Source organism: Pseudomonas sp. Leaf58 (assembly GCF_003627215.1).
Taxonomy (GTDB): domain Bacteria; phylum Pseudomonadota; class Gammaproteobacteria; order Pseudomonadales; family Pseudomonadaceae; genus Aquipseudomonas.
Map to the genome: position 1 here is coordinate 4,348,244 of NZ_CP032677.1, position 22,923 is coordinate 4,371,166.

Here is a 22,923-nt window from a genome sequence, read left to right on the forward strand (position 1 = left end):
GAGTCCGGCACAGGCAAACTACCTTTTCTTGCCTCCCAGCAACGACCCCATCAACCCCCGCACCAACTGCCGCCCCAACTGGTTGGCCGCTTGGCGCACCGCCGATTTGATCGCCTGCCCCGCCGCACTCTGCAAAAACTCGCCCGCCTTGTCAGCAAAGCTTTCCTCGTCCGCCTTGGGTTGCGGCGTCGGCTCCACCGGTTCACCCTTGCGCTGGGTCAGCATTTCATAGGCCGACTCACGGTCCACCGGCTTGTCATAACGCCCCGCCAGCGGCGAAGCAGCAATCAGCGCACTGCGCTCCACGCTACTCAACGGGCCAATACGCGACTGCGGCGGAGCAATCAGCACCCGCTGGACCATGGCCGGTGTACCCTTGTCTTCCAGCGCCCCCACCAAGGCCTCGCCAATACCCAGCTCGGTCAGCACCGCCAGGGTGTTGAACGCTGGGTTGGGGCGGAAGCCATCGGCCACCGCCCGTAGCGACTTCTGCTCCTTGGCAGTAAATGCCCGCAGGCCATGCTGAATGCGCAAGCCCAACTGGGCCAGCACTGTATCTGGCAAATCCCCCGGCGACTGGGTGACAAAGTACACCCCCACGCCCTTGGAGCGGATTAGCCGTACCACTTGTTCTAGTCGGTCCTGCAACGCCTTGGGCGTATCGTTGAACAGCAAGTGCGCTTCATCGAAGAACAACGCCAGCACAGGCTTGTCGGCATCGCCGCGTTCGGGCAACTGTTCAAACAACTCGGCCAGCAGCCACAACAGGAAGGTGGCGTACACCTTGGGCGCCTCGTGCACCAACCGGCTGGCGTCCAGCAAGTGGATGCGCCCACGGCCATCCGCGTCTGGCCGCAGCAGATCCTCTAGCTGTAGCCCTGGCTCGCCGAACAGCGCCTCGGCGCCCTGCTGCTCCAGGGTCGCCAACCGACGTAACAAGGCCTGGGTGGAGGCCGCGGCCATCAGCGCGCTGTCTTCGCCGAGCAGTTGCGGGTTGTCCTTCAGGTGCGCAAGCAGCGCCTTGAGGTCCTTGAGGTCCAGCAGCAACAGGCCTTCACGGTCGGCTACCTTGAACGCTGCGTACAGCGCCGCCTGCTGGCTGTCGGTCAGCTCCAGCAAGTTGCCCAGCAGCAGCGGCCCCATTTCACTGAGGGTGGTGCGCAGCGGGTGGCCGGACTGCCCGGCGATATCCCACAGGCTCACCGGGTAGGCCCGGGGACGGTGCCCCAACCAAGGCATGCTGGCAATGCGTTCGGCCACCTTGCCCTGGGGCGCACCAGCAGCGCCGAGGCCACAGAGGTCGCCTTTGACATCGGCGGCGAACACGGCCACCCCTGCGTCACTGAACGCTTCCGCCAGATGCTGCAGGGTGACCGTCTTGCCAGTACCTGTCGCGCCTGCCACCAGGCCATGGCGGTTTGCCAGCCTCATCGCTTGCCCGACTGGCTGGCCATCTGGGCCTGCGCCTACAACGATGGTCGAAAATTCCGACATCTCTTTAATCCTCTGCTCAAGCTTTACCTTAATTCGGCCGATACCTGTGGGTGATATTCGCCTTAATTAGAGAGGGACAACCGAAAAGGGACTTTTCGGGATGTTGCACTGCTTTAGACGCCACGTGTGCAAGCGCCTGATATAAAACCTTAGCGGAACCGATTACGCCATGAACAAAAGCCTTCGTTTCAGCCACAAGATTCTTTTGGCAGCATCACTGATCGTGATACTCGCCTTCAGCCTGTTCACGCTCTACAACGATTACCTCCAGCGTAATGCGATCCGCGACGACCTGGAGAACTATCTGGCTGAAATGGGCGCTGCCACTTCGACCACTATTCGCAACCTGTTCGAAGGCCGTATCAAGCTGGTGGAAAACCTGGCACAAAACATCGCCCAGGAACCGGCCAACGCCGAAACATTGATGAGCCAGAATGCGCTGATATCCAGCTTCCTCACGGTTTACGTGGGCAAGGTCGACGGCGGCTTCAGCGTGCGCCCAGACACGAAAATGCCCGACGGCTACGACCCACGCACCCGCCCCTGGTATAAGGACGGCATGACCGCCACCGGCCCGATCCTGACCGAACCCTACATCGATATGGCCACCAACAAGATGGTGATCGGCATCATCAACAAGGTTTCCAGCAGTGTCGGCGTGGTCGGTGGCGACCTGGCCCTGGACGGCCTGGTGCAGATCATCAACTCGCTGAACTTCGGCGGCATTGGCTACGCGTTCCTGGTCAACGACCAGGGCAAGATCCTGGTGCACCCGAACAAAGAGCTGGTGATGAAGTCACTGTCGGACCTGTTCCCGCAGCACACGCCGAAACTGACAGGTGCACTGACCGAGGTGCAGAGCGAAGGCCAGGCGCGTCTGCTCAGCTTCACCCCGATCAGTGGCCTGCCGTCAGCCAACTGGTACATCGGCCTGTCAGTAGACAAGGACAAGGCCTTCTCGATGCTAAGCACCTTCCGCACCTCGGCGGTGATTGCCACGCTGGTGGCCGTAGTGATCATCATCGGCCTGCTCGGCCTGCTGATCCGTGTGCTAATGCAGCCGCTGCACACCATGACCCGCGCCATGGAAGACATCGCCGAAGGTGAAGGCGACCTGACCAAGCGCCTGCGCATCGACAACCACGACGAATTCGGCATCCTGGGCAGCGCCTTCAACCGGTTCGTCGAGCGTATTCACAGTTCGATCCGCGAAGTGTCGTCGGCCACCGAGCAAGTTAACGAAGTGGCCCTGCGAGTCATCAGCGCCTCGAACTCGTCGATGACCAACTCCGACGAGCAGTCCAACCGCACCAACAGCGTGGCAGCTGCCATCAACGAACTGGGCGCAGCTGCCCAGGAAATTGCCGGCAACGCCGCCCAGGCTTCGCAGCACGCAAGCTCGGCGCGCTTGCTGGCCGAAGAGGGGCAGCAGGTGGTGGAACGCAACATTGCGGCGATGAACCGCCTGTCCGACCTGATCGTCACCTCCAGCGCGCACATCGAGACGCTGAACAACAAGACCGTCAACATCGGCCAGATCCTCGAGGTGATCACCAGCATTTCCCAGCAGACCAACTTGCTGGCGCTGAACGCGGCTATCGAAGCGGCCCGTGCCGGTGAAGCCGGGCGTGGTTTTGCCGTGGTCGCCGATGAAGTACGCAACCTGGCCCACCGCACCCAGGAGTCAGCGCAGCAAGTGCAGACCATGATCGAAGAATTGCAGGTCGGCGCCCGCGAGTCGGTCGAGACCATGGACCAAAGCCAGCGCCACAGCCAGGACAGCGTGCAGATCGCCAACCAGGCTGGCGAGCGCCTGGACAGCGTTACCGTGCGCATTGGCGAAATCGACGGCATGAACCAGTCGGTGGCCACCGCCACCGAAGAGCAAACCGCCGTGGTCGAGGCGATCAACATGGATATCAACGAGATCAACATGCTCAACCAGGAAGGGGTAGAGAACCTGCAGGCCACCCTGCGCGCGTGCTCGGACCTGGAGCAGCAGGCCGGCCGCTTGAAGCACCTGGTAGGCAGCTTCCGCATCTAATCACAAACCGCGTCGCCTGCTTCGCGGGCAAGCCCGCTCCTACCGGAATAACACATGCCTGGAGGAGCGGGTTTACCCGCGAAGAAGCCCACCCCGCTCCCCAGCCCTCCCCCCGCCCAACCCCGATCGAACAAACTATCCTTCTGATAGGTCAACCTTTAGGCGCGTCATCGCCGGCTCGTTAGCGCCGGATGACAGACCCGAAGACGATCCCGGAGGGATGCTGATCGTGCACATCGCCGACATCACCATGTTCTACGCCCCCGCAAGTGGTGGCGTACGTACTTATCTTGATGCCAAACACCACCGCCTCGGCGCCCTCCAGGGCGTCCGCCACAGCCTGCTGATACCTGGTGCCAGCGCACAACACGCCGACGGCATCTACCAAGTGCCTGCACCGCCCCTGCCGTTCGGCAACGGCTACCGTTTCCCGGTGCGCCTGGCCCCTTGGTGCAATGTGCTGCGCAGGCTCAAGCCCGACTTGATCGAGGTAGGCGACCCCTACCTGACCGCCTGGGCAGCGCTGGAGGCGCGGCGCCAGCTCGATGTGCCGGTGATCGGCTTCTACCACTCCGACCTGCCGTTGCTGGTCAGCAACCGCATGGGCAACTGGTTTACCCCCAATGTCGAGGCCTACGTCAGCAAGCTGTACGGCAATTTCGACCGGGTCCTGGCACCCAGCCAGGTCATGGCCGACAAGTTGCGCCGGCTGGGGGTGCGTGACGTGCATGTACAGCGCCTGGGTGTCGACCTGAACACCTTCCACCCCAGCCAACGTGACCCGCACCTGCGTGCCGAACTGGGCATCGCCGACACCAGCCGCCTGCTGATCTACGCCGGCCGAGGCTCGCGGGAAAAAAACCTGCCGGTGCTGCTCGACTGCATGCAGCAGCTCGGGCGCCCCTACCACCTGTTACTGGTGGGCTCGAACATGCCGGCCAACGTGCCGCCGAACGTCAGCGTGATCAATCACTTCTGCCCGGCACAGGAGGTCGCCAGGTTGATGGCCAGCGCCGACCTGCTGGTGCATGCCGGCGACCAGGAGACCTTTGGCCTGGTCATTCTCGAAGCAATGGCCAGCGCCACCCCGGTGGTGGCCGTGCGTGCCGGCGCGTTCGGCGAAATCGTCAACGAACAATGCGGGCGCCTGTGCCGGCCAAACGATGGCCAGGCCATGGCGATGGCCGTGCGCGAAACGTTCGAAGCAGGGGTGCGCAAACTCGGCGCACAGGCGCGCCGGCATGCCGAGCAGCATTATTCGTGGGACCATGTGGTAGCCGGCTTGCTGCAGCACTACCAGGCCGTGCTCGGCCACCAGCCGACGGTACGCGCCCATGGCTGAGCCCTTGCCAGAGCCATTGCCGCCATCACCCAGCCTGATGCTGGTACTGCATGATGTGGCGCCCGAGACCTGGCCCGACTACCAGCCCTTCGTCCAGGCCATAGACGCCATTGGTGGTGTGCCCATGACTTGGCTGGTGGTACCGAACTTTCACCAGCGCAATCCGCTACTGCGCTCGCCCAGCTTCTGTCGCCTGCTCGATCGGCGCCTGGCACAGGGTGACGAGCTGGCCCTGCACGGTTACTACCATGCCGACAACGGCCCGCCACCGCGCACACCCGGCGATTACTTCATGCGCCGCATCTACACCCACGAAGGCGAGTTCTACGCCCTTGACCAGCAGCAAGCCCTGCAACGCCTGGAAAACGGCCTGGCCCTGTTCAACCGTCAGGGCTGGCCAGTGGCCGGCTTCGTCGCGCCGGCCTGGCTGATGAGCGAAGGCACCCGCCAAGCCCTGCGCCAGCTGCCCCTGCGTTACACCAGCACGCCGCAGCACCTGTACCGCTTGCCGGACTTCACCGCGATCGAGGCCCCGGGGCTGGTCTGGAGTGCGCGCAGCGCCTGGCGCCGCGGGTTGTCGCGGGTGCTATGCGACTGGCAATGCCGACGCTGGCACAACGCCGATACCCTGCGCTTGGGCCTGCACCCGGTAGACATGCGCCACCGCGCGTCCCGCGACTACTGGCTGACCACCTTGCGCGGCCTGCTGGCGCAGGGCCGTGAGCCCCTGACCAAATCGGCCTGGCTGGCCCGCCAGGTCCGCGCATGAACCGCCTGGCCTGGCTCGGCCTGGCACTGCTTGGCGCGGTGCTGGTGCCGGCCTTGCTAGGTGGCAGCGAGCTGTTACCGAGGTTGCAGCGCTTCGACCTCGGCCTGATGCTGACCCTGCTGGGCATGATCCTGCTGTGCTGGGTCATCAACGCGCTACGCCTGCGCCTGTTGCTCGGCCAGCAAGGTGCGAGGCTTGGGCACCTGCGCAGCCTGGGCGTGGTAATGGCCACCGAGTTCGCCATCTGCACCACCCCCGGCGGCAGCGGCGGCCCCTTGACCCTGATGGCCCTACTGGCACGCGAACGCATCGGCCCGGCGCGCAGTGGCGCCGTGTTCGCCATGGACCAGCTGAACGACCTGCTGTTCTTTTTCTGCGCAATGTTGGCAATTGCCGGCTACGCGCTGTTCCACGGCCTGGGCCGCAGCCAGGAAAGCATGTTGCTGGGCAGTGCATTGCTACTGTGCACGGCGCTGGCTGGGCTGCTTGCGCTACTGCGCTACCGGCGCACGGTGATGCGCGTGAATGGCCGGTTGCTGCGGCGCCTAGGCATGAACCAGGCGCGCAGGCGCCGCTGGGCGCGTAAACTGCTGCACTTCATTGACGCCCTGGTGCAAACCTGGCGCTTGCCCAAACGTACGCTGACCGTGGTGTTCACCCTGACCTGCGCGCACTGGGGCCTGCGCTACAGCGTGTTGTACCTGGTGTTGCAAGGGCTGGGGGTGGATCTGGCGTGGATCCCCAGCTTTTTAGTGCAGATGCTGTCGCTCAGTGCTGGCCAGCTGAGCCTGCTACCGGGGGGCGCTGGCGCCACCGAGCTGACCTCGGCCAGCCTGCTGACGCCGCTGGTGGGTAGTTCGACAGCCGCTGCAGCGATCCTGATATGGCGAGCGGTCACTTACTACTTTTATCTGCTGGCGGGAGGGCCGGTATTTGTGTGCCTGCTGGCGCGTCCATTGCTGGAGCGCTGGCGGCGTCAGGCGGGTTAAGGTGCTGCCAGAGTTCGGCAGCGCCGGGGAAGTCGGTGCCATCGCTGTCGCCCAGGGCATCAGGGTCGTAGCGGGCCAGGCAGCCTTCGCCGAGGGTGGCTGGGGGTGAGGCAGTGGGTTGGTTGCGCTGCTTGGCCATCGGCTTATCCCTCAGATTGCAGGGGGCGCTTGGTGCCCCTTTCGCCGGCAAGCCATGTGCAATCGCTGTGAGGGCTGGCTTGCCGGCGATGGGCTGCAAAGCAGCCCCCAAAATCACTTAAGCAAGCTGTATCAGTCAAACACCACAGTCTTGTTGCCGTGCACCAGCACGCGGTCTTCCAGGTGATAACGCAGGCCGCGGGCCAGCACCATCTTCTCCACATCACGACCAAAGCGGACCATGTCCTCGATGCTGTCGGCATGGCTGACCCGCACCACGTCCTGCTCGATGATCGGGCCGGCGTCCAGCTCTTCGGTAACGTAGTGGCACGTCGCGCCGATCAGCTTCACGCCGCGCAGGGCGGCCTGGTGATACGGCTTGGCACCGACGAACGATGGCAGGAAGCTGTGGTGGATGTTGATCACCTTTTCGGCGTAGTCCTGGCACAGTTGCGGCGGCAGGATTTGCATGTAGCGGGCCAGTACCACCACGTCGGCAGCGTGCTCCTGGACCAGGCGCGACACCTCGGCAAAGGCCGGGGCCTTGTCCTTGGGGTCGACCGCTACATGGAAGAACGGAATACCGTGCCACTCGACCATGCTGCGCAGGTCGTTGTGGTTGGAGATCACGCAAGGGATCTCGCAGTCCAACTCGTCGGTGTGCCAGCGGTGCAGCAGGTCGGCCAGGCAGTGCGACTCGCGGCTGGCCATCAGCACCACGCGCTTTTTCTGCGCAGAGTCGGTAATGCGCCAGGTCATGGAGAACTCTTCGGCGATTGGCGCAAACGCTTCACGGAAGGCTTCGATACCGAACGGCAGCGACTCAGCGCGGATTTCATGGCGCATGAAGAACCAACCACTGTGCTCATCGGAGTGGTGGCTGGCTTCGTTGATCCAACCATTGTACAAGGCCAGGAAATTACTGACTTTCGCCACGATGCCAACACGGTCGGGGCAGGCGATCACCAGACGGAAGGTGCGCATGAATGAGACTCCAGAACTTCGCAAAGGCGCTTATTCTAGCGGCCCGCCAGCAAAAACGCAGTATTGATTGCACCGGCCATGGCCTGTGTACGTCACCCCACCCGCCGCGCGCATTGTCTGACAGACATGACGAAACGCAGGGTTAATTGTAAATTTTTGTTCACGTAGAGAAATGTTGTCATAGCTTAATTAACAGTTAACTGGCCAATAATATATTTACTTGGGCGTATCGCCTGTCTATTATTGCCCCACACATTTCTGAACACGCATTAAGGAACACTCCATGTCCCTGATCAACGAGTACCGCGCTACCGAAGAAGCTATCAAGGAACTTCAAGCTCGCCTGGCCAACCTGTCTCAGGATGACAAGCTGAAGAAAGAACTGGAGTTCGAAGGCAAACTGCGCACCCTGATGGGCGAGTACTCCAAGTCGCTGCGCGACGTGATTGCACTGCTCGACCCAGAGTCGAAACTGAGCAAAGCACCGCGTGGCGCGCTGAAGCCTACCGTCACCAAGCGTGCGCGCAAGGTCAAGCAATACAAGAACCCGCACAATAATGAAGTGATCGAAACCAAAGGCGGCAACCACAAGACCCTGAAAGAGTGGAAAGCCAAGTGGGGTGGCGATGTGGTTGAGAGCTGGGCGACCCTGCTGGACTGATTGTCCACCGCCGCCGACTGCTTATCGCATCAAAAACGCCGGCACATTGCCGGCGTTTTTTTGTCCGCGTTTTTTCTCAGCACTCAGCCAATTGCAAACTGTGCCTGCAATTGCCTGGCATGCGCCTGCCAGGCCTCCAGCACACGCCGCCCCGCCTCGTCAGCGCCCGCCCAGGCCTGCTGCCGCGCCTGCTCGAAGTCACCCAGGGTATTCGGCGCGCCCCACTGCGGGTCGCTCAGGCGCTGCTGGCAGAAGGCAAACCAGCGTTGTCGCTCTTCGCTGCTCAAGGTGTCGGGGAAGTTGCGCGCCCGATAGCGGAACAATAGTTCGGGCATGCGCGGGTCATCGAACATCCAGTGGCCACTGCCCAACTGCGCCGGTTCCACTGCGCGAACTTGCTCGCATAAGCGGCGGTCACGGTCCCCCAGAAAACCGTCATACAACTGCTGTTCCGGGTCTTCACTGGGAACGAAGTCCTCCTTTGCGTAGATGTGTTCCAGCTTGTCTTGCCATTGCCCCTGTTGCTTGGCCAGTTCTTCACCGCGCAATTGTAACAACGTCAAGTCCAGGCCCAACCGTTGTTGATCGACCGGGCGCAATACTGACAGCGGCGCCAATACCGGGCAGCGATTGATCTGTACCAGTTTGAGCGGCACAGGTAATTCACCTTCGGCCAATGCTTCATGGCGGGTATACAAGCGCTGGCGCAGAACTTCAGCACTTTCCCGTAGTAACGGTAGGGTTTCCTGATGCAGGTCGCAGACAATCAGTGCGTTGCGATTGCGCGGGTGCCAAGCCAGTGGCAATACCACGCCCAGGTAATTACGCGCCGCCGAAAAGCGCCCTGATATATGCACCAGCGGCTGCAACAAACGGATCTGCTCCATCACTTTATGCTTGCTGCGTAACTGGAACAGCCAGTCATACAACTTGGGCTGTTTCTGCCGAATCAAGCGCGCCAGGGCGATGGTCGCCCGTACGTCGGAAAGCGCTTCGTGAGCATGCCCATGGTCGATGCCATTGGCTTTGCTCAGCAGCTCCAAGCGCAGGCTGGTGCGCCCATCCTGTTGCGGCCACTCAATACCGTCAGGGCGCAAGGCATAGGCCGTGCGCACGATATCGATCAGGTCCCAGCGGCTGTTGCCGCCCTGCCACTCACGGGCATACGGGTCAAAAAAGTTGCGGTACAGGCTGTAGCGGGTTACCTCGTCGTCGAAGCGCAGGGTGTTGTAGCCAGCGCCACAGGTGCCTGGGCGGGCCAATTGCTCATGCACTCGGGTCATGAATTCGGCTTCGCCCAGCCCCTGCTCGGCCAACTGCTGCGGGGTGATGCCGGTCACCAGGCAGGCAGCCGGGTGCGGCAGGATGTCGTCGGAGGGGCGGCAATAAAGGCTGATCGGCTCGTCGATTTCGTTGAGGTCGAAGTCGGTGCGCACACCGGCCACCTGCAGCGGCCGGTCGCAGCGCGGGTTGATGCCGGTAGTTTCGTAGTCGTGCCAGAAAATGCTGGAGGTCACGGGGTCGTCCTGTATCGAAGTCGACCCGATTCTAGCGCAGCCTCAGACCGAAGCGTTGGCCGGAAGAAAACTGAAATAATCGCGCAACGAACGGACGAATTCGTCGTACTCACGGGGTGCCTGTAGGAGCATGAAGCCCGAATCGTAGTGCCCGGGCGTCTGGTCCTCGCGGCACCACAGGCAACTGGCGGTCAGGTTGACGAACTGGTACCCACCGCCGGCCAGCGGCAAGCGCAATTGCAGCTCGTAATCGGGCCCTACCAGCACCGGCAGCTGGCTGATTACCATCAACCCGTCTTCGGAGGCATTACCCAACTGGCCGATCGCCTGGTCGGTAAAGCGGTTGAATACCTTGAGGATGCAAGGCAGTTGATGACGTTCGATATGGCGCTTGTTGAACATGATCGCGAGTGTATTCCGTACCTGATGCCAGGAATACAAGGTACTGGCGGTTGTTGTAACAGCTGAGTTACAGATTAGCGCAGCGCGCCCGGCAAATCTCGTGAAATAAATCACACCTTGGTGTTAGCGCCAAGGTGCAGTCGTCACCGGGTTGGCCACGGCCGTTTCGCCACCCCGCAGATGGCCGAGTTTTTCCAGGGTCTGCAGGCGCGCCTTCGCGCGATAGGCATACTCGTTGCCCGGGTATTGCTGGATCAGGTACTGGTAAGTCTGCGCAGCATCCACGTACAACGCCTGGCGCTCCAGGCACTGGCCGCGCAGCAGCGAGACCTCGGGGTGGATGAACGGTCGCGCACGACTGGTGCGGTCGACCTGCGACAACTCGAGCATGACCCGCTGGCAATCGCCACGGTCATAGGCGCGGTAGGCATTGTTCAGGTGGTGGTCCATGGACCAGCGGGTGCAACCGACGGCGCTGGCCGCCAGCGCTAAAACGATCAGGGCTCGCATGGGGATCTCCTTTGATGTGAAGTCTATCGGCAAAGCTTGGGTTTTCTTCAGCGGCAAGCGGCAAGCGGCAAGAAAAATCCGCGCTTACGCCGCTCGCGCGTTTACTTGTAGCGTGCCGCTTGTAGCTTGCAGCTGCCCTACCCCAGAAGGTCGCAGGTAGTGCAACCGAACAATGACTACAGCGAGATTCAGGAGTAGCCTTTCGCTGCGCTTCACTATAGGAGTCTGTGCATGACCATCCGCCGTACCAAAATCGTCGCCACCCTTGGCCCCGCCAGCAACTCGCCGGAAGTGATCGAACAACTGATCCTTGCCGGCCTGGACGTGGCACGCCTGAACTTCTCCCACGGCACCCCGGACGAGCACAAGGCCCGCGCCCGCCTGATCCGTGACATCGCCGCCAAGAACGGTCGCCATGTCGCACTGCTGGGCGACCTGCAGGGTCCGAAGATTCGCATCGCCAAGTTCGCCAACAAGCGCATCGAATTGAAGATTGGTGACAAGTTCACCTTCTCCACCGCCCACCCGCTGACCGAAGGCAACCAGGATATCGTCGGCATCGACTACCCGGATCTGGTCAAGGACTGCGGCGTCGGTGACGAGCTGCTGCTTGACGATGGCCGCGTGGTCATGCGCGTCGAAACCGCCACCGCCGACGCCCTGCACTGCGTGGTGATCATCGGCGGCCCGCTGTCGGACCACAAAGGCATCAACCGTAAAGGTGGCGGCCTGACCGCACCGGCCCTGACCGAAAAAGACAAGGCCGACATCAAGCTGGCCGCAGAAATGGACCTGGACTACCTGGCTGTTTCCTTCCCGCGCGACGCCAGCGACATGGAATACGCCCGCAAGCTGCGTGACGAGTCCGGTGGCAGCGCCTGGCTGGTGGCCAAGATCGAACGCGCCGAAGCGGTTGCCGACGACGAGACCCTCGACAAGCTGATCGCCGCTTCCGACGCTGTGATGGTGGCCCGTGGTGACCTGGGCGTGGAAATCGGCGACGCCGAGCTGATCGCCATCCAGAAGAAGATCATCCAGCACGCCCGCCGCAACAACAAGGCGGTGATCGTGGCGACCCAGATGATGGAGTCGATGATCCAGAACCCGATGCCGACCCGCGCCGAAGTGTCCGACGTGGCCAACGCCGTGCTGGACAACACCGATGCGGTGATGCTGTCGGCCGAAAGCGCCGCTGGCGCCTACCCGATCGAAGCCGTACAGGCCATGGCCCGTATCTGCCAGGGCGCCGAGAAGCACCCGACCAGCCAGAAGTCCAGCCACCGCCTGCACACCACCTTCGAGCGTTGCGACGAAAGCATCGCCCTGGCGGCCATGTACACCGCTAACCACTTCCCGGGCGTGAAAGCGATCATCGCCCTGACCGAGAGTGGCTACACCCCGTTGATCATGTCGCGCCTGCGCTCGCACGTGCCGATTTTCGCGCTGTCGCCGCACCGCGCTACCCAGGCCCGTGCCAACATGTTCCGTGGCGTGTATCCGATCGCCTTCGACCCCGCTTCGCTGCCGGCCGACAAGGTAAGCCAGGCCGCAGTCGACGAACTGCTCAAGCGTGGTTTGGTCGAGCAAGGTGACTGGGTGATCCTGACCAAGGGTGACAGCTATCACACCATTGGTGGTACCAATGGCATGAAAATCCTGCACGTGGGTGATCCGCTGGTCGGCTGATTCAGCAAGGGCCGCTGTGCGGCCCCTTCGCGGGCAAGCCCGCTCCTACACTTGTGGGAGGGGGCTTGCCCGCGAAGGGGGCGGCACAATAAACACAAATGCCTCAGGCATGCTCAACGAACACATCAGCAAACACCTGCCCCCGCGGCACCCCGGCGATGAACAGCCGCCGAGCAAACTGCTCGACACTCCCCGGTGCCCCACACACCAGCGCCACCGTCTGCCGCGATGACGGCCGCAACCCGGCTAGCACTTCCTCCAGCTGCTGCGCCAGCACCAGTTCGACTTTCACGCCCGCCATCTCCAGCAACGGCTCAGCCAGGTAATGCCCAGCGCTATTTTGCGCCACATGCACCACCCGAACTTCCCCTTGATGCCCCTCGCGTAACGCCTCACGCAAGATGCCCCACAACGGTGCCAGCCCGGTACCCGTCGCTAGCAACCACAGCGGCCGCACCTGCCAGTCGGGGTCGTAATGCAAAGCCCCGCCCCTGAGTTCGCCCAGGCGCAGCACATCACCCAACTGCAAGCCACGGGCCTTGTCACAGAAGGCGCCGGGACGCTGGCAGTCGATATGAAACTCGAGGAAATCGTCTTCCCCCGGCAGGCTGGCCAAGGAGTAAGGCCGCGCTACCGCGCCATGCCACAGCACCATATGCTGCCCCGCCTGGTAACGCACCGCCCGCTCGGGCCGAAGCCGCAAGCGCAATACCTCGCCAGCCCAGTCCAGTGCACAGACCTGCGCCGGCACGCCATCACGCAGCGGGTCGAACAGCGCCACATGCAGGTCCTCGACTACCCGGCACTGGCAGGCCAGGCGCCAACCTCGGGCGTGCTTTTCCAGCGCCAGGGCCTCGGGCAGGGCATCCAGCGGTTGGCCGTCCAGGCAATGCACCAGGCACGCATGGCAACTGCCAGCTCGGCAGCTGTAGGGCACGTTCAAACCTACCTCGTTCAGGGCATCGAGCAGGTTACTGCCGGTGGGCACCGTCCAGCAGCGCTCGCCCACACAAAGTTCGGGCATGGTCATAGATCTCCGGAGTAGGCGAATACCTTAAACCAAGCGCTCATGTTCTGCACGAATGGTAACGTTGTTGGCCGCTGATTCAACTGGCTTACAAGTCAACTGGTATTTTTGACAGTTTACAGTCAATGCTCAAGAGCGATGATGGGCTTTCTATACAGAGGAGCACTCACGCATGAAACATTCACCACTGCTGGACCCCTCTTATGGCGAGCAAGGGGTTTCCCGCCCCGACAAACGCCTTTTTTCAATCAATGCTTCGATAAAAAGCGATAGCGGTCGAATAGCTGTGGGGCAAGCCAGAATTGCTGATGGCTGGGGCTATGTAGTGTTGCGCGTCGATAACGCGGGTAATCTGGATACTGGGTTTGGTGACGGAGGTCTGACCATTGGGCGCTTCAAGGCGGGATTTAATTCGGCAGCCGCTGGCGTCCATATTTATGACCAGCACATTATTATCACAGGAAGTTACAATGACGAGGCGACGTTGAGCTCCATGCCCGCACTGGCGCGCTTCGACCTGGATGGAAAACCTGACATAAGCTTCGGCGATAACGGTAATAAAATCATTGAGTTACCGGAAAACCCGCGACCCTCTACAGCGCTCCGGTCAACCGACGAAGTTGTCACCAGCAGTACGCTCGGTGAAGGGGGAATTTTCCTCAGCTATCAATACCCGTGGTCACATGGCGTCATCATGAAACTCGACGTCAACGGCGAATATGACAAGCGTTTCAATGGGACGGGCTATAAGTTTCTGAAACCACCGGAGTCTACCGAAAGCTCAGGCCGTGTGCGATTGATCGTTGATGGCAGAATTTATCTTACCGGGGCCACCAATATCAATGGAATCTCCGGCCCCTACATCGCCTGCTTGAAAGACACTGGCGAGGAGGAGGTAACGTTCGGTAAAGGGGGCTATTTGTTAACTGAACTGCCAAGCAACTTAATGTTTCTTGACCTGGCGAAATTGGACAACAACGGCAACTTCGTTTGCATCGGTTCCGTGGGCACGGACGAAGGGTTCATCACAGCGTTCACCTCCTCCGGAGAAAAACTATCTGGTTTCAAAGAGGGCACCACCCGTTTTGGCGGGTATGGCGGACAGTGGACGGAAGGACATGTCTGTACTTTAACGGGGAAGATCATCGCCATCGGCACAACGTTAGGGGCTGACGAAGCAGATGTGGTGGTGGGGCGCTTTACACTGGATGGGGCACCTGATACCGAATTCGGCGATCATCAAGGTTGGGGACGGATAGCATTGGGTGGCAGTATCGATGTGGCCATGAACTCCAGCCTCGAGGAGGACGGCAAAACTCTCATCGTGGGCAGCGACTTTGAAACTGGCTCACAGCGTCAAGGCTTCTTGCTCCGTTGCATGACAGACAGTTGAGTTTGTGTCCCTTGTGAAAGGGACGGCCACGCCATAAGCGTGGCCGTCTCTTTTTTTAACCAGATCACCTCGCCTCGTTACATCGCCAATGGTCCAAGGCTGGTAGAAAAACGCAGAAAGTACCTTGGATACCCCTCGCTTACCAAGGTCTAGCGGCTGTCCAGGTGTTTCGCCGCCACAGCCGCGCTATACTGCCGCGCCCTTTTGCGTCGGCCATGCTGCCGGCGCGCCTTTGCAAGGCGTTTCGACACGCTGGTCGGCACCGTCGAGCGTCTTTTTGAATGTTCCCGTCTTTAAGAGGAGCGCGCTGCATGACCGTGATCAAGCAAGACGACCTGATTCAGAGCGTCGCCGATGCCCTGCAATTCATTTCGTACTACCACCCCGTCGATTTCATCCAGGCCATGCACGAGGCCTATCTGCGTGAAGAGTCGCCCGCTGCGCGCGATTCCATCGCCCAGATCCTGATCAACTCGCGCATGTGCGCCACCGGCCACCGCCCGATCTGCCAAGACACCGGTATCGTCACCGTGTTCGTCCGCGTGGGCATGGACGTGCGCTGGGACGGCGCCACCCTGAGCGTCGACGACATGATCAACGAAGGTGTGCGTCGCGCCTACAACCTGCCAGAAAACGTCCTGCGCGCCTCGATCCTGGCCGACCCGGCCGGTGCCCGCAAGAACACCAAGGACAACACCCCGGCAGTGATCCACTACTCCATCGTCCCCGGCGACAAGGTCGAGGTCGATGTCGCAGCCAAGGGCGGCGGCTCGGAAAACAAGTCGAAGATGGCCATGCTCAACCCGTCCGACTCGATCGTCGACTGGGTACTGAAGACCGTGCCGACCATGGGCGCTGGCTGGTGCCCGCCTGGCATGCTCGGCATCGGCATCGGCGGCACCGCCGAGAAGGCTGCGGTTATGGCCAAAGAAGTGTTGATGGAGTCCATCGACATCCACGAACTGAAAGCCCGTGGCCCGCAGAACCGCATTGAAGAGATCCGCCTGGAGCTGTTCGACAAGGTCAACCAGCTGGGTATCGGCGCCCAGGGCCTGGGTGGCCTGACCACCGTGCTCGACGTCAAGATCATGGATTACCCAACCCACGCCGCTTCGCTGCCGGTGTGCATGATCCCCAACTGCGCCGCTACCCGCCACGCCCACTTCGTGCTCGATGGCTCCGGCCCGGCCGAGCTGGAAGCGCCGTCGCTGGACGCCTACCCAGAAATCGTCTGGGAAGCCGGCCCGAGCGCGCGTCGCGTCGACCTCGACGCCATCACCCCGGAAGAAGTCGCCAGCTGGAAGCCGGGCGAAACCATCCTGCTCAACGGCAAGATGCTGACCGGCCGCGATGCTGCGCACAAGCGCATGGTCGAAATGCTCAACCGTGGCGAAGAGCTGCCGGTAGACCTGAAAGGCCGCTTCATCTACTACGTTGGCCCGGTCGACCCGGTCGGTGACGAAGTGGTAGGCCCAGCCGGCCCGACCACCGCCACCCGTATGGACAAGTTCACCCGCCAGATCCTCGAGCAAACCGGCCTTTTGGGCATGATCGGCAAATCCGAGCGCGGCCCAACCGCCATCGAAGCGATCAAGGACAACAAGGCCGTGTACCTGATGGCCGTCGGCGGCGCTGCCTACCTGGTAGCCCAGGCCATCCGCAAGTCGAAGGTCCTGGCCTTCGCCGAGCTGGGCATGGAAGCGATCTACGAGTTCGAGGTCAAGGACATGCCGGTGACCGTCGCCGTAGACAGCAACGGTGAGTCGGTGCACATCACTGGCCCTGCCCTGTGGCAGAGCAAGATTGCCCAGAGCCTGGCAGTCGAAGTGAAGTAAACCTGATGTAACAGCGGCGCCTGCTTCGCGGGTAAACCCGCTCCTACACACCCCTGTAGGAGCGGGTTTACCCGCGAAGAGGCCGCTCCTGTTTTCACACGATCCGGTCAAACTGCTCTGGCCAGTCCCTGCGGGTAAACACCTGCCCTTCCCGCCTTACCCGCCGCACTTCTTCCAGGTCCACGTCACACACCAGCCACTGGCTAGTGGCAGGGCGCAACTGCTCACTCAAGGCCAGCACCCCATCCCCCGGCATCCCATGATCCGGTGGCACGAATAACCCTGCCCGGCCGATATTCTCATCCAGCGCCGGCGACCAGGGCGCCAGCCCGACCGTGGGGCTCTGCAATACCGCTATCTGGTTCTCCAACGCCCGCGCCTGGGCGCCGATGCGCACCCGGTGGTAACCCGCCTCGGTGTCGGTACAGCTCGGCGCCAGGACCAGGTCGGCACCCGCCTCGGCCAAGTGCCGGGCCAGCATCGGGAATTCATTGTCGTAGCAGATCAGAATCCCCAGGCGCCCCAACTCGGTGTCGAACACCTGCAGCCCCTGGCCCGCGGCAATGCCCCACTGCTCGCGCTCGAAGCGGGTCATCATCAGTTTGTCCTGATAGCCCAGCACCCCCTTGGGGCCACACAACCAGGCCCGGTTGCGGTAGCGGCCATCACTGTCGAGCACCGGCAGGCTGCCGGGTTGCAAATAGACCCCCCAGCGCCGGGCGATGCCCTCGCACAATGCCAACCACGGTTCGACCAGCGGCTGTATGCCCGCGATAGAGGCCTTCAGGTCACCCCGCTGCTCGGGCACCAACTGCCCACTAAGCACCAGCCCGGCGTACTCCGGCAGCAGCAACAAGCGCGCGCCCGCCTCCACCGCTTCGGCGCACAGGCCTTGCAGGTGGTCAGCGTAGGCGTCCCAGGTTTCGTGCAGCTCGATGGCGTACTGGCAGGCCGCCAGGCGGATCATATCGGCAGTTCCTTGAGCCAGAACGACATCAGCTTGTCCGAACTCTGCGCCTCGTCCAGGTCGCGCCACGCGTAGCGCGTGCGCAGTGACGGGTCGTGCAGGAAACCGCGGTTACGCCAAAAGCCGTGCAAGGGTTTGTAGTTAGCCGGCCGCCGTGGGTGCACACCTGGCCGCTCGACCGCGCAGAACGCGCAGTAGTCGAACTCGGCGAGTTTGTGCGCGTAGGACTCGCGCTCGATAAAGAAGCGCACCCCCAGGCCTTGGCCACGGTATTCGGGCAGCACCACCGACTCACCGAAGTAATACACGCTGGCCGGGTCGCGCCCTTGGGCCAGGAATGGCTGCTGGAGTTCGGGGGCGACGTCCACCAGCGGCAAGCCGGTGGAGGCGCCGACCACCTTGCCTTGGTCCAGCGCCAATACCACTAGGCTGCGCCCGGAGCGGGCATAGGTGGCCAGGTAATCGGCCTCGTACTCTGCGGTGCCGTCATAAAGGTAGGGAAACTCGCGGAACACGGTAAGGCGCAGGCGAGCGAGGTCATCGATGTAAGGCGCGATAGCGGCGCCGTGCAACAGGCGTATTTCCATGCTTGGCGGTCGTTTTGTCGATGTGGATGACGCGCTCGGCTAAGCCGGGCTTGAGGGGAAACCCTATCATCCGAGACCACGACCCGCCTTTTCCCTACACGACAGGTATTGTTCCATGACCGCTACCGAACTGGTAAATGCTTACTACACCGCTTTCAACGCGGGTGACATGCCAGCCTTTCTCGCCCTGCTCAGTGAAGACGTGATCCACGACATCAACCAAGGCGAGCGGCAGATGGGCAAGGCCCGCTTTGCCGCGTTCATGGACAAGATGAACCGCTGCTACCGCGAGCGCTTGGCCGATATCGTAGTCATGCAAAACGCCGAAGGCAGCCGCGCGGCAGCGGAGTTCACCGTGCATGGCGAATACCTGGCCAATGACGAAGGGTTGCCGCCCGCCAACGGGCAAACCTATGTGTTGCCGGCGGGCGCGTTCTTCTATATCCACTGCGGCAAGATTGCCCGGGTGACCAACTACTACAACCTCAATGACTGGGTTGAGCAGGTCGGTTAAGCCGGCCAGAGATGTGTTGCCTGTACTTGTCCTTTCGCGGGCAAGCCCGCTCCTACAGGGAGCCACAATGCTCAGGCTGGTGATGCCACTGTAGGAGCGGGTTTACCCGCGAAGAGGCCTGGTCAGACGATACGGGTGCCCAGCACCTTGAGGAAGGCCGCCAGCCACGCCGGGTGCGCCGGCCATGCTGGCGCGGTCACCAGATTGCCGTCCACGTGCGCCTGGTCCACCGCGATATCGATGAATGTCCCGCCGGCCAAGCGCACCTCCGGCGCACACGCCGGATAAGCACTGCATTCACGCCCTTCCAGCACGCCGGCCGCCGCCAGCAGCTGGGCCCCATGGCACACCGCTGCAATCGGCTTGCCGGCCTGGTCGAACGCCCGCACCAGCTCCAGCACCTTCTCATCCAGGCGCAGGTACTCAGGCGCACGGCCGCCGGGGATCAGCAGCGCGTCGTAACTTTCGGCCCGCACGCGCACGAAATCGTAGTTCAAGGCAAAGTTGTGGCCTGGCTTTTCGCTGTAGGTCTGTTCACCCTCGAAATCGTGAATCGCGGTACGCACGGTCTGCCCCGCCACCTTCTCCGGGCATACCGCATGCACCGTGTGGCCGACCATACCCAGCGCCTGGAACGGCACCATGGCCTCGTAATCTTCAACGTAGTCGCCGACCAACATGAGAATTTTCTTAGCCGTCATCGCACCCACTCCTTCGCTTGCCTAGAGACAGTCACTGCACGATAGCCGGTCTCAGTCGCGACGGTCGAGCAAGTTGACCACCAATCGGTCCAGCCAGCCCCACACCCGCTGCTTCACCCGGCGCCACAGTGGCCGGGAATGCCAATGGCCGAGGTCAACCACCTCGCTCAAGGCAAAATCGCGCTCGAAGCTGGCCTGTACCGCAGCCGTCAGCGGCGGATCGAGTGCCTCGATGTTGGCCTCAAGGTTGAAGCGCAGGTTCCAATGGTCGAAGTTGCACGAGCCGATACTGACCCAGTCGTCGATCAGCACCATCTTCAGGTGCAGAAAACACGGCTGGTACTCGTAGATACGTACCCCTGCGCGCAACAAACGGGGGTAATAGCGGTGCCCGGCGTAACGTACCGAAGGATGATCGGTGCGCGGCCCGGTCAGCAGCAGCCGCACATCGACCCCCTTGCTGGCAGCCCGGCGCAGCGACCGGCGCACGCTCCAGGTTGGCAGAAAGTAGGGTGTAGCCAGCCACACCCGCCGCTTGCCGCTGTTGATCGCGCGCACCAGCGAATGCAGGATGTCCTGGTGCTGACGGGCGTCGGCATAGGCCACCCGGCCCATACCCTGACCCTGGGTAGGCACCTTGGGTAGGCGCGGCAGGCCAAAACCTTCCGCTGGGCGCCAAGCGGTTCGGCGGTTGTTGGCATGCCACTGGCGGTCGAACAGCAATTGCCAGTCGTTCACTACCGGCCCCTGCATCTGCACCATTACCTCGTGCCATTCACTGGTCGCCTCGCCCGGCGTCCAGAACTCGTCGGTGACACCCGTGCCGCCCACCACTGCCCAGCGCTCATCCACCAGCAGCAGCTTGCGGTGATCGCGGTACAGGTTGCGCAGGCCACGCTTCCAACGCAGGCGGTTGTACCAGCGCAGGTACACACCGGCATCCAGCAGACGCTGGCGCAACGTGCTGTTGAAAGCCAGTGAGCCATAGTCGTCGAACAGGCAGCGCACCCGTACACCGCGTCGGGCAGCCTGCTCCAGCACTTCGACCACGGCATCGGCGCAGTCGCCGGCCTCGACCAGGTACAGCTCCAGGTCAACCTGCGACTGGGCGCGCACGATCGCCTGGAGCATGCGCGGAAAGAACTCGGGGCCGTCGATCAGCAGCTCGAACTGGTTGCCATCCCGCCAGGGGAAGACCGGCCCTGGCATGTCAGCGAGCGGTGAAGATCAGCACCGCGTTAACCGGCACCGACGGGTTGATGGATTTGAGCTTGGCAAATTTGCGCAAGCTTTCCAGGCCCGGCAGCAGGCCGAAATCCTCGGCGCGCAGCACCAGTGGCTCGAGGGTTACTACCTGGAAGCGGCGCTCGTCCAGGCGGGTGGCCAGCAGCAGGGCGTTGTAGCTGTGAGACTGGCCATGCAGGGTCACCGTGAGCGGCAGGCGCAGCTCGATCTGGGCACCGGTGGCCAGGTCGTTGATCGGCCGCAGGTCCAATTGCGCCTGCACCTTGGCTTCGGCAAAACGCTCCACCTCGAACAGGTCGTCACGCATGCGTTCGTCACGCAATGGGACGCCGCTGTTCACCGAGTCCATCTCGATGCTCAACCCCGCCGCACCCTTGCGGTCGACCGTGCCATGCAGCACCAGGAAGCGATGCACTTCGGCGGTATCACCGTTTTTGCCGGTTATGAACGACAGGCGCGACGATTCGCCATCGAGGTGCCAGTTGGCGTGAGCAGGCAGGCAAAAAGCCAGCAACATGGCGGGCAGCAGACGGGGCAGTTTGAACATGACAGATCTCGTGAAACCAAGCCGCCAACCTTACCCGCCCGCCTTCACGGCAGCAAGCGGCAGCCCTCGCGCGGGCCTTGCCAGGCCGCCTGGTTGCGCCGCCCCAGGCCCTCGGCGGTGACTTGCCGCTGCTGGCTGTTTTCCTCCAGCAGGCTCAACGGCAGCCATTGCTTCACATAGCCTTGGCAATACGCCGGGGCAAAACCCATGACGAAGCGGCACGAGCAGTATTCCTTGGCCGAGTAGGCCGACAGGATGCCGGGGAAGTCCGCCAGCGCCTGCCGTTCGTGCCAGGCCCAGTACAACAGCCCCAGCATCACCAGTAGCAGGCCCCGCTTCATGCGCCCTCCCCGGCCAACGTCGCCAGTATGCGCTTGAGCAGTTCGTCGTGCTGGTAGCTGCCGTCGCGGTCATCGGCATAACGCACGATCACCAGCTTGTGCGCAGGCAGCACATACAGCGCCTGGCCCCAATGGCCGAGGGCGGCGTAAGTATCTGCCGGCGCATTCGGCCAAGGCCGTGGGGCGCCAAGCAGCGGCTGGTTGAGCCACCAGTGGCCGCCGGGGTTAGCCTCGCCGGGCACGGTTGCGGCGTGGGTAAACGGCATGCGGTTGAAGGCAACCCAGGCTTTGGGCAGCAATTGCCGGCCCTGCCAGCGCCCATCGCGCTGCATCAACAGGCCGATGCGCGCCAGGTCACGGGCTGTGAGGTACAAGTAGGAAGAGCCCACGTAGGTACCCGCCCGGTCCCGTTCCCACACCGCACTGCCGATCCCCAACGGGGTGAACAGCGCGTGCCAGGGGTAATCGGCGTACTGGTCGGCATCGAGCATGCCGCGCAGCGCGGCGGCCAGCAGGTTGCTGTCACCACTGGAATAGAGAAACCGCTGGCCTGGGTTGGCCGCCGTGCCCTGCGCTGCGGTGTACGCTGCCATGTCCTGGCGGCCACGGGTATACAGCATGGCCACTACCGAGGACTTGAGCGGGGTGTATTCGTAGCCTTCCTGCCAGTCCAGGCCGCTGGCCCAGTGCAACAGGTCGGCCATGCGCACGCCGGGGTGGGCGCGCATCGCCGGGTAGTAGCGGCTGACCGGGTCCTGCAGCTGAAAACGTCCCTCGCCCTGGGCCACGCCCAGTAGCGTGGCCAACACGCTCTTGCTTACCGACCAAGTGAGGTGAGCGGTGGCGACGCTGGTGGGAGCGCTGTAGCGTTCGTGGAGGATGCGGCCGTCGCGGATGATCAGCAGGGCGTCGGTGCGGATACCGCTGCGTGCGGGGCTGGTGGATGCTGGGAAGGCGTAGGCGTCGACGGCTTGCCAGTTGAGGGTGGCGTTGTCGATGGGCCAGTCGGGTTGGGGCCAGTCTTCGGCCCATGCGCAACCCGTAACCATCGCCAGTGTCAGCAGGAGAGCCTTCATCATGTGCGCCTTTTTTGAGGCTGCGATGCAGCCCATCGCCGGCAAGCCAGCTCCCACAGGTACTGCTCAAGGCTTGAGGTCGATGCTGTCGATGTGGGAGCTGGCTTGCCGGCGATGGGCCGCAAAGCGGCCCCAGGATTCATAGGTTCACACA

At 62.4% G+C, this 22,923-nt stretch carries 22 protein-coding genes and 1 pseudogene; 10 read left to right on the plus strand and 13 right to left on the minus strand.

From position 1 onward, the window contains the following. Positions 1–18: 18 nt before the first annotated feature. A complete protein-coding gene (locus DV532_RS20225) occupies positions 19–1,494 on the minus strand; it encodes a helicase HerA-like domain-containing protein (protein WP_056801950.1) in 1,476 nt (491 codons plus the stop codon). A 169-nt stretch (positions 1,495–1,663) separates the two neighbouring features. On the opposite strand from DV532_RS20225, the pseudogene DV532_RS31250 reads away from it, so the two are divergent. The 5 genes and pseudogenes from DV532_RS31250 to DV532_RS20245 form a co-directional block, all read left to right on the plus strand. After that, positions 1,664–2,680, plus strand: a pseudogene (locus DV532_RS31250) (cache domain-containing protein); the annotation flags it as partial. 93 nt (positions 2,681–2,773) lie between these two features. Then, positions 2,774–3,538, plus strand: coding sequence for a methyl-accepting chemotaxis protein (locus tag DV532_RS31255; protein ID WP_372340008.1), 765 nt, complete (start codon positions 2,774–2,776; stop codon positions 3,536–3,538). A gap of 220 nt (positions 3,539–3,758) precedes the next feature. Next, positions 3,759–4,880, plus strand: a complete 1,122-nt coding sequence (locus tag DV532_RS20235; RefSeq protein WP_056801946.1) for a glycosyltransferase family 1 protein — start codon at positions 3,759–3,761, stop codon at positions 4,878–4,880. Then, complete coding sequence (locus DV532_RS20240; RefSeq protein WP_056801942.1) at positions 4,873–5,649, plus strand: DUF2334 domain-containing protein; 777 nt, start codon at positions 4,873–4,875, stop codon at positions 5,647–5,649. The genes DV532_RS20235 and DV532_RS20240 overlap by 8 nt, the downstream gene beginning before the upstream one ends. Beyond that, the gene (locus DV532_RS20245) at positions 5,646–6,638 is read left to right on the plus strand and encodes a lysylphosphatidylglycerol synthase transmembrane domain-containing protein (protein WP_056801939.1); all 993 of its coding nucleotides are present in this window, start codon (positions 5,646–5,648) and stop codon (positions 6,636–6,638) included. The genes DV532_RS20240 and DV532_RS20245 overlap by 4 nt, the downstream gene beginning before the upstream one ends. A 270-nt stretch (positions 6,639–6,908) precedes the next feature. Here the strand turns inward: DV532_RS20245 and purU are convergent, their stop codons facing one another. Further along, positions 6,909–7,760 carry a formyltetrahydrofolate deformylase gene (gene purU / locus DV532_RS20255; RefSeq protein ID WP_056801934.1) on the minus strand — a complete coding sequence of 284 codons (852 nt, stop codon included), beginning with the start codon at positions 7,758–7,760 and terminating at the stop codon, positions 6,909–6,911. Between the two features lie 283 nt (positions 7,761–8,043). On the opposite strand from purU, the gene mvaT reads away from it, so the two are divergent. Further along, positions 8,044–8,421: a histone-like nucleoid-structuring protein MvaT gene (gene mvaT / locus DV532_RS20260; RefSeq protein ID WP_056801933.1), complete on the plus strand. Its 378-nt coding sequence runs from the start codon at positions 8,044–8,046 to the stop codon at positions 8,419–8,421. An 83-nt stretch (positions 8,422–8,504) separates the two neighbouring features. On the opposite strand, the gene sbcB is transcribed toward mvaT, so the two are convergent. From sbcB to DV532_RS20275, 3 genes are all read right to left on the minus strand, one after another. Next, complete coding sequence (sbcB, locus tag DV532_RS20265; RefSeq protein WP_056801931.1) at positions 8,505–9,938, minus strand: exodeoxyribonuclease I; 1,434 nt, start codon at positions 9,936–9,938, stop codon at positions 8,505–8,507. 42 nt (positions 9,939–9,980) lie between these two features. After that, the gene (locus DV532_RS20270; protein ID WP_056801929.1) at positions 9,981–10,340 is read right to left on the minus strand and encodes a PilZ domain-containing protein; all 360 of its coding nucleotides are present in this window, start codon (positions 10,338–10,340) and stop codon (positions 9,981–9,983) included. Positions 10,341–10,463: 123 nt separating this feature from the next. Then, complete coding sequence (locus DV532_RS20275; RefSeq protein WP_056801927.1) at positions 10,464–10,850, minus strand: hypothetical protein; 387 nt, start codon at positions 10,848–10,850, stop codon at positions 10,464–10,466. Between the two features lie 231 nt (positions 10,851–11,081). On the opposite strand from DV532_RS20275, the gene pyk reads away from it, so the two are divergent. Continuing rightward, on the plus strand, positions 11,082–12,536 hold the full coding sequence (pyk, locus tag DV532_RS20280; RefSeq protein ID WP_056801925.1) for a pyruvate kinase: 1,455 nt from the start codon (positions 11,082–11,084) through the stop codon (positions 12,534–12,536). A 103-nt stretch (positions 12,537–12,639) separates the two neighbouring features. Here pyk and DV532_RS20285 read toward each other — a convergent pair whose 3' ends face one another. Continuing rightward, positions 12,640–13,560 (minus strand): iron-sulfur-binding ferredoxin reductase, encoded by a 921-nt coding sequence (locus tag DV532_RS20285; protein ID WP_056802249.1) that lies wholly within the window; start codon positions 13,558–13,560, stop codon positions 12,640–12,642. 175 nt (positions 13,561–13,735) lie between these two features. On the opposite strand from DV532_RS20285, the gene DV532_RS20290 reads away from it, so the two are divergent. Continuing rightward, on the plus strand, positions 13,736–14,956 hold the full coding sequence (locus DV532_RS20290) for a hypothetical protein (protein WP_056801923.1): 1,221 nt from the start codon (positions 13,736–13,738) through the stop codon (positions 14,954–14,956). Positions 14,957–15,267: 311 nt separating this feature from the next. Further along, the gene (locus DV532_RS20295) at positions 15,268–16,791 is read left to right on the plus strand and encodes a fumarate hydratase (protein WP_056801921.1); all 1,524 of its coding nucleotides are present in this window, start codon (positions 15,268–15,270) and stop codon (positions 16,789–16,791) included. 94 nt (positions 16,792–16,885) lie between these two features. Here the strand turns inward: DV532_RS20295 and DV532_RS20300 are convergent, their stop codons facing one another. Beyond that, on the minus strand, positions 16,886–17,758 hold the full coding sequence (locus tag DV532_RS20300) for a carbon-nitrogen hydrolase family protein (protein ID WP_056801919.1): 873 nt from the start codon (positions 17,756–17,758) through the stop codon (positions 16,886–16,888). Next, positions 17,755–18,345, minus strand: coding sequence for a GNAT family N-acetyltransferase (locus DV532_RS20305; RefSeq protein WP_056801918.1), 591 nt, complete (start codon positions 18,343–18,345; stop codon positions 17,755–17,757). Before DV532_RS20305 ends, DV532_RS20300 begins: the two co-directional genes overlap by 4 nt. Positions 18,346–18,460: 115 nt before the next feature. Between DV532_RS20305 and DV532_RS20310 the strand changes: the two genes are divergently transcribed. Beyond that, entirely contained in the window at positions 18,461–18,859 is a 399-nt protein-coding gene (locus DV532_RS20310; RefSeq protein ID WP_056801917.1) for a nuclear transport factor 2 family protein, read from the plus strand. A gap of 122 nt (positions 18,860–18,981) precedes the next feature. On the opposite strand, the gene DV532_RS20315 is transcribed toward DV532_RS20310, so the two are convergent. The 5 genes from DV532_RS20315 to DV532_RS20335 are packed head-to-tail and all read right to left on the minus strand — an operon-like array spanning position 18,982 to position 22,769. Continuing rightward, positions 18,982–19,560, minus strand: coding sequence for a DJ-1/PfpI family protein (locus DV532_RS20315; RefSeq protein ID WP_056801916.1), 579 nt, complete (start codon positions 19,558–19,560; stop codon positions 18,982–18,984). Positions 19,561–19,611: 51 nt separating this feature from the next. Further along, the gene (locus tag DV532_RS20320; protein ID WP_056801915.1) at positions 19,612–20,769 is read right to left on the minus strand and encodes a phosphatidylserine/phosphatidylglycerophosphate/cardiolipin synthase family protein; all 1,158 of its coding nucleotides are present in this window, start codon (positions 20,767–20,769) and stop codon (positions 19,612–19,614) included. A gap of 1 nt (position 20,770) precedes the next feature. Beyond that, entirely contained in the window at positions 20,771–21,352 is a 582-nt protein-coding gene (locus DV532_RS20325; RefSeq protein ID WP_056801914.1) for a YceI family protein, read from the minus strand. Between the two features lie 44 nt (positions 21,353–21,396). Then, a complete protein-coding gene (locus DV532_RS20330) occupies positions 21,397–21,693 on the minus strand; it encodes a hypothetical protein (RefSeq protein ID WP_056801913.1) in 297 nt (98 codons plus the stop codon). Beyond that, entirely contained in the window at positions 21,690–22,769 is a 1,080-nt protein-coding gene (locus DV532_RS20335; protein ID WP_056801912.1) for a serine hydrolase, read from the minus strand. Before DV532_RS20335 ends, DV532_RS20330 begins: the two co-directional genes overlap by 4 nt. Positions 22,770–22,923 lie beyond the last annotated feature (154 nt).

Coding starts and splice junctions, on each gene's coding strand:
- mvaT (WP_056801933.1), top strand. CDS start 8,044: ATGTCCCTGATCAACGAGTACCGCGCTACCGAAGAAGCTATCAAGGAA.
- DV532_RS20335 (WP_056801912.1), bottom strand. CDS start 22,769: ATGAAGGCTCTCCTGCTGACACTGGCGATGGTTACGGGTTGCGCATGG.
- DV532_RS20270 (WP_056801929.1), bottom strand. CDS start 10,340: ATGTTCAACAAGCGCCATATCGAACGTCATCAACTGCCTTGCATCCTC.
- DV532_RS20225 (WP_056801950.1), bottom strand. CDS start 1,494: ATGTCGGAATTTTCGACCATCGTTGTAGGCGCAGGCCCAGATGGCCAG.
- DV532_RS20275 (WP_056801927.1), bottom strand. CDS start 10,850: ATGCGAGCCCTGATCGTTTTAGCGCTGGCGGCCAGCGCCGTCGGTTGC.
- DV532_RS20315 (WP_056801916.1), bottom strand. CDS start 19,560: ATGACGGCTAAGAAAATTCTCATGTTGGTCGGCGACTACGTTGAAGAT.
- DV532_RS20235 (WP_056801946.1), top strand. CDS start 3,759: ATGCTGATCGTGCACATCGCCGACATCACCATGTTCTACGCCCCCGCA.
- DV532_RS20245 (WP_056801939.1), top strand. CDS start 5,646: ATGAACCGCCTGGCCTGGCTCGGCCTGGCACTGCTTGGCGCGGTGCTG.
- DV532_RS20305 (WP_056801918.1), bottom strand. CDS start 18,345: ATGGAAATACGCCTGTTGCACGGCGCCGCTATCGCGCCTTACATCGAT.
- DV532_RS20295 (WP_056801921.1), top strand. CDS start 15,268: ATGACCGTGATCAAGCAAGACGACCTGATTCAGAGCGTCGCCGATGCC.
- purU (WP_056801934.1), bottom strand. CDS start 7,760: ATGCGCACCTTCCGTCTGGTGATCGCCTGCCCCGACCGTGTTGGCATC.
- DV532_RS20325 (WP_056801914.1), bottom strand. CDS start 21,352: ATGTTCAAACTGCCCCGTCTGCTGCCCGCCATGTTGCTGGCTTTTTGC.
- pyk (WP_056801925.1), top strand. CDS start 11,082: ATGACCATCCGCCGTACCAAAATCGTCGCCACCCTTGGCCCCGCCAGC.
- DV532_RS20320 (WP_056801915.1), bottom strand. CDS start 20,769: ATGCCAGGGCCGGTCTTCCCCTGGCGGGATGGCAACCAGTTCGAGCTG.
- DV532_RS20300 (WP_056801919.1), bottom strand. CDS start 17,758: ATGATCCGCCTGGCGGCCTGCCAGTACGCCATCGAGCTGCACGAAACC.
- DV532_RS31255 (WP_372340008.1), top strand. CDS start 2,774: ATGACCAACTCCGACGAGCAGTCCAACCGCACCAACAGCGTGGCAGCT.
- DV532_RS20285 (WP_056802249.1), bottom strand. CDS start 13,560: ATGCCCGAACTTTGTGTGGGCGAGCGCTGCTGGACGGTGCCCACCGGC.
- DV532_RS20330 (WP_056801913.1), bottom strand. CDS start 21,693: ATGAAGCGGGGCCTGCTACTGGTGATGCTGGGGCTGTTGTACTGGGCC.
- DV532_RS20310 (WP_056801917.1), top strand. CDS start 18,461: ATGACCGCTACCGAACTGGTAAATGCTTACTACACCGCTTTCAACGCG.
- DV532_RS20240 (WP_056801942.1), top strand. CDS start 4,873: ATGGCTGAGCCCTTGCCAGAGCCATTGCCGCCATCACCCAGCCTGATG.
- DV532_RS20290 (WP_056801923.1), top strand. CDS start 13,736: ATGAAACATTCACCACTGCTGGACCCCTCTTATGGCGAGCAAGGGGTT.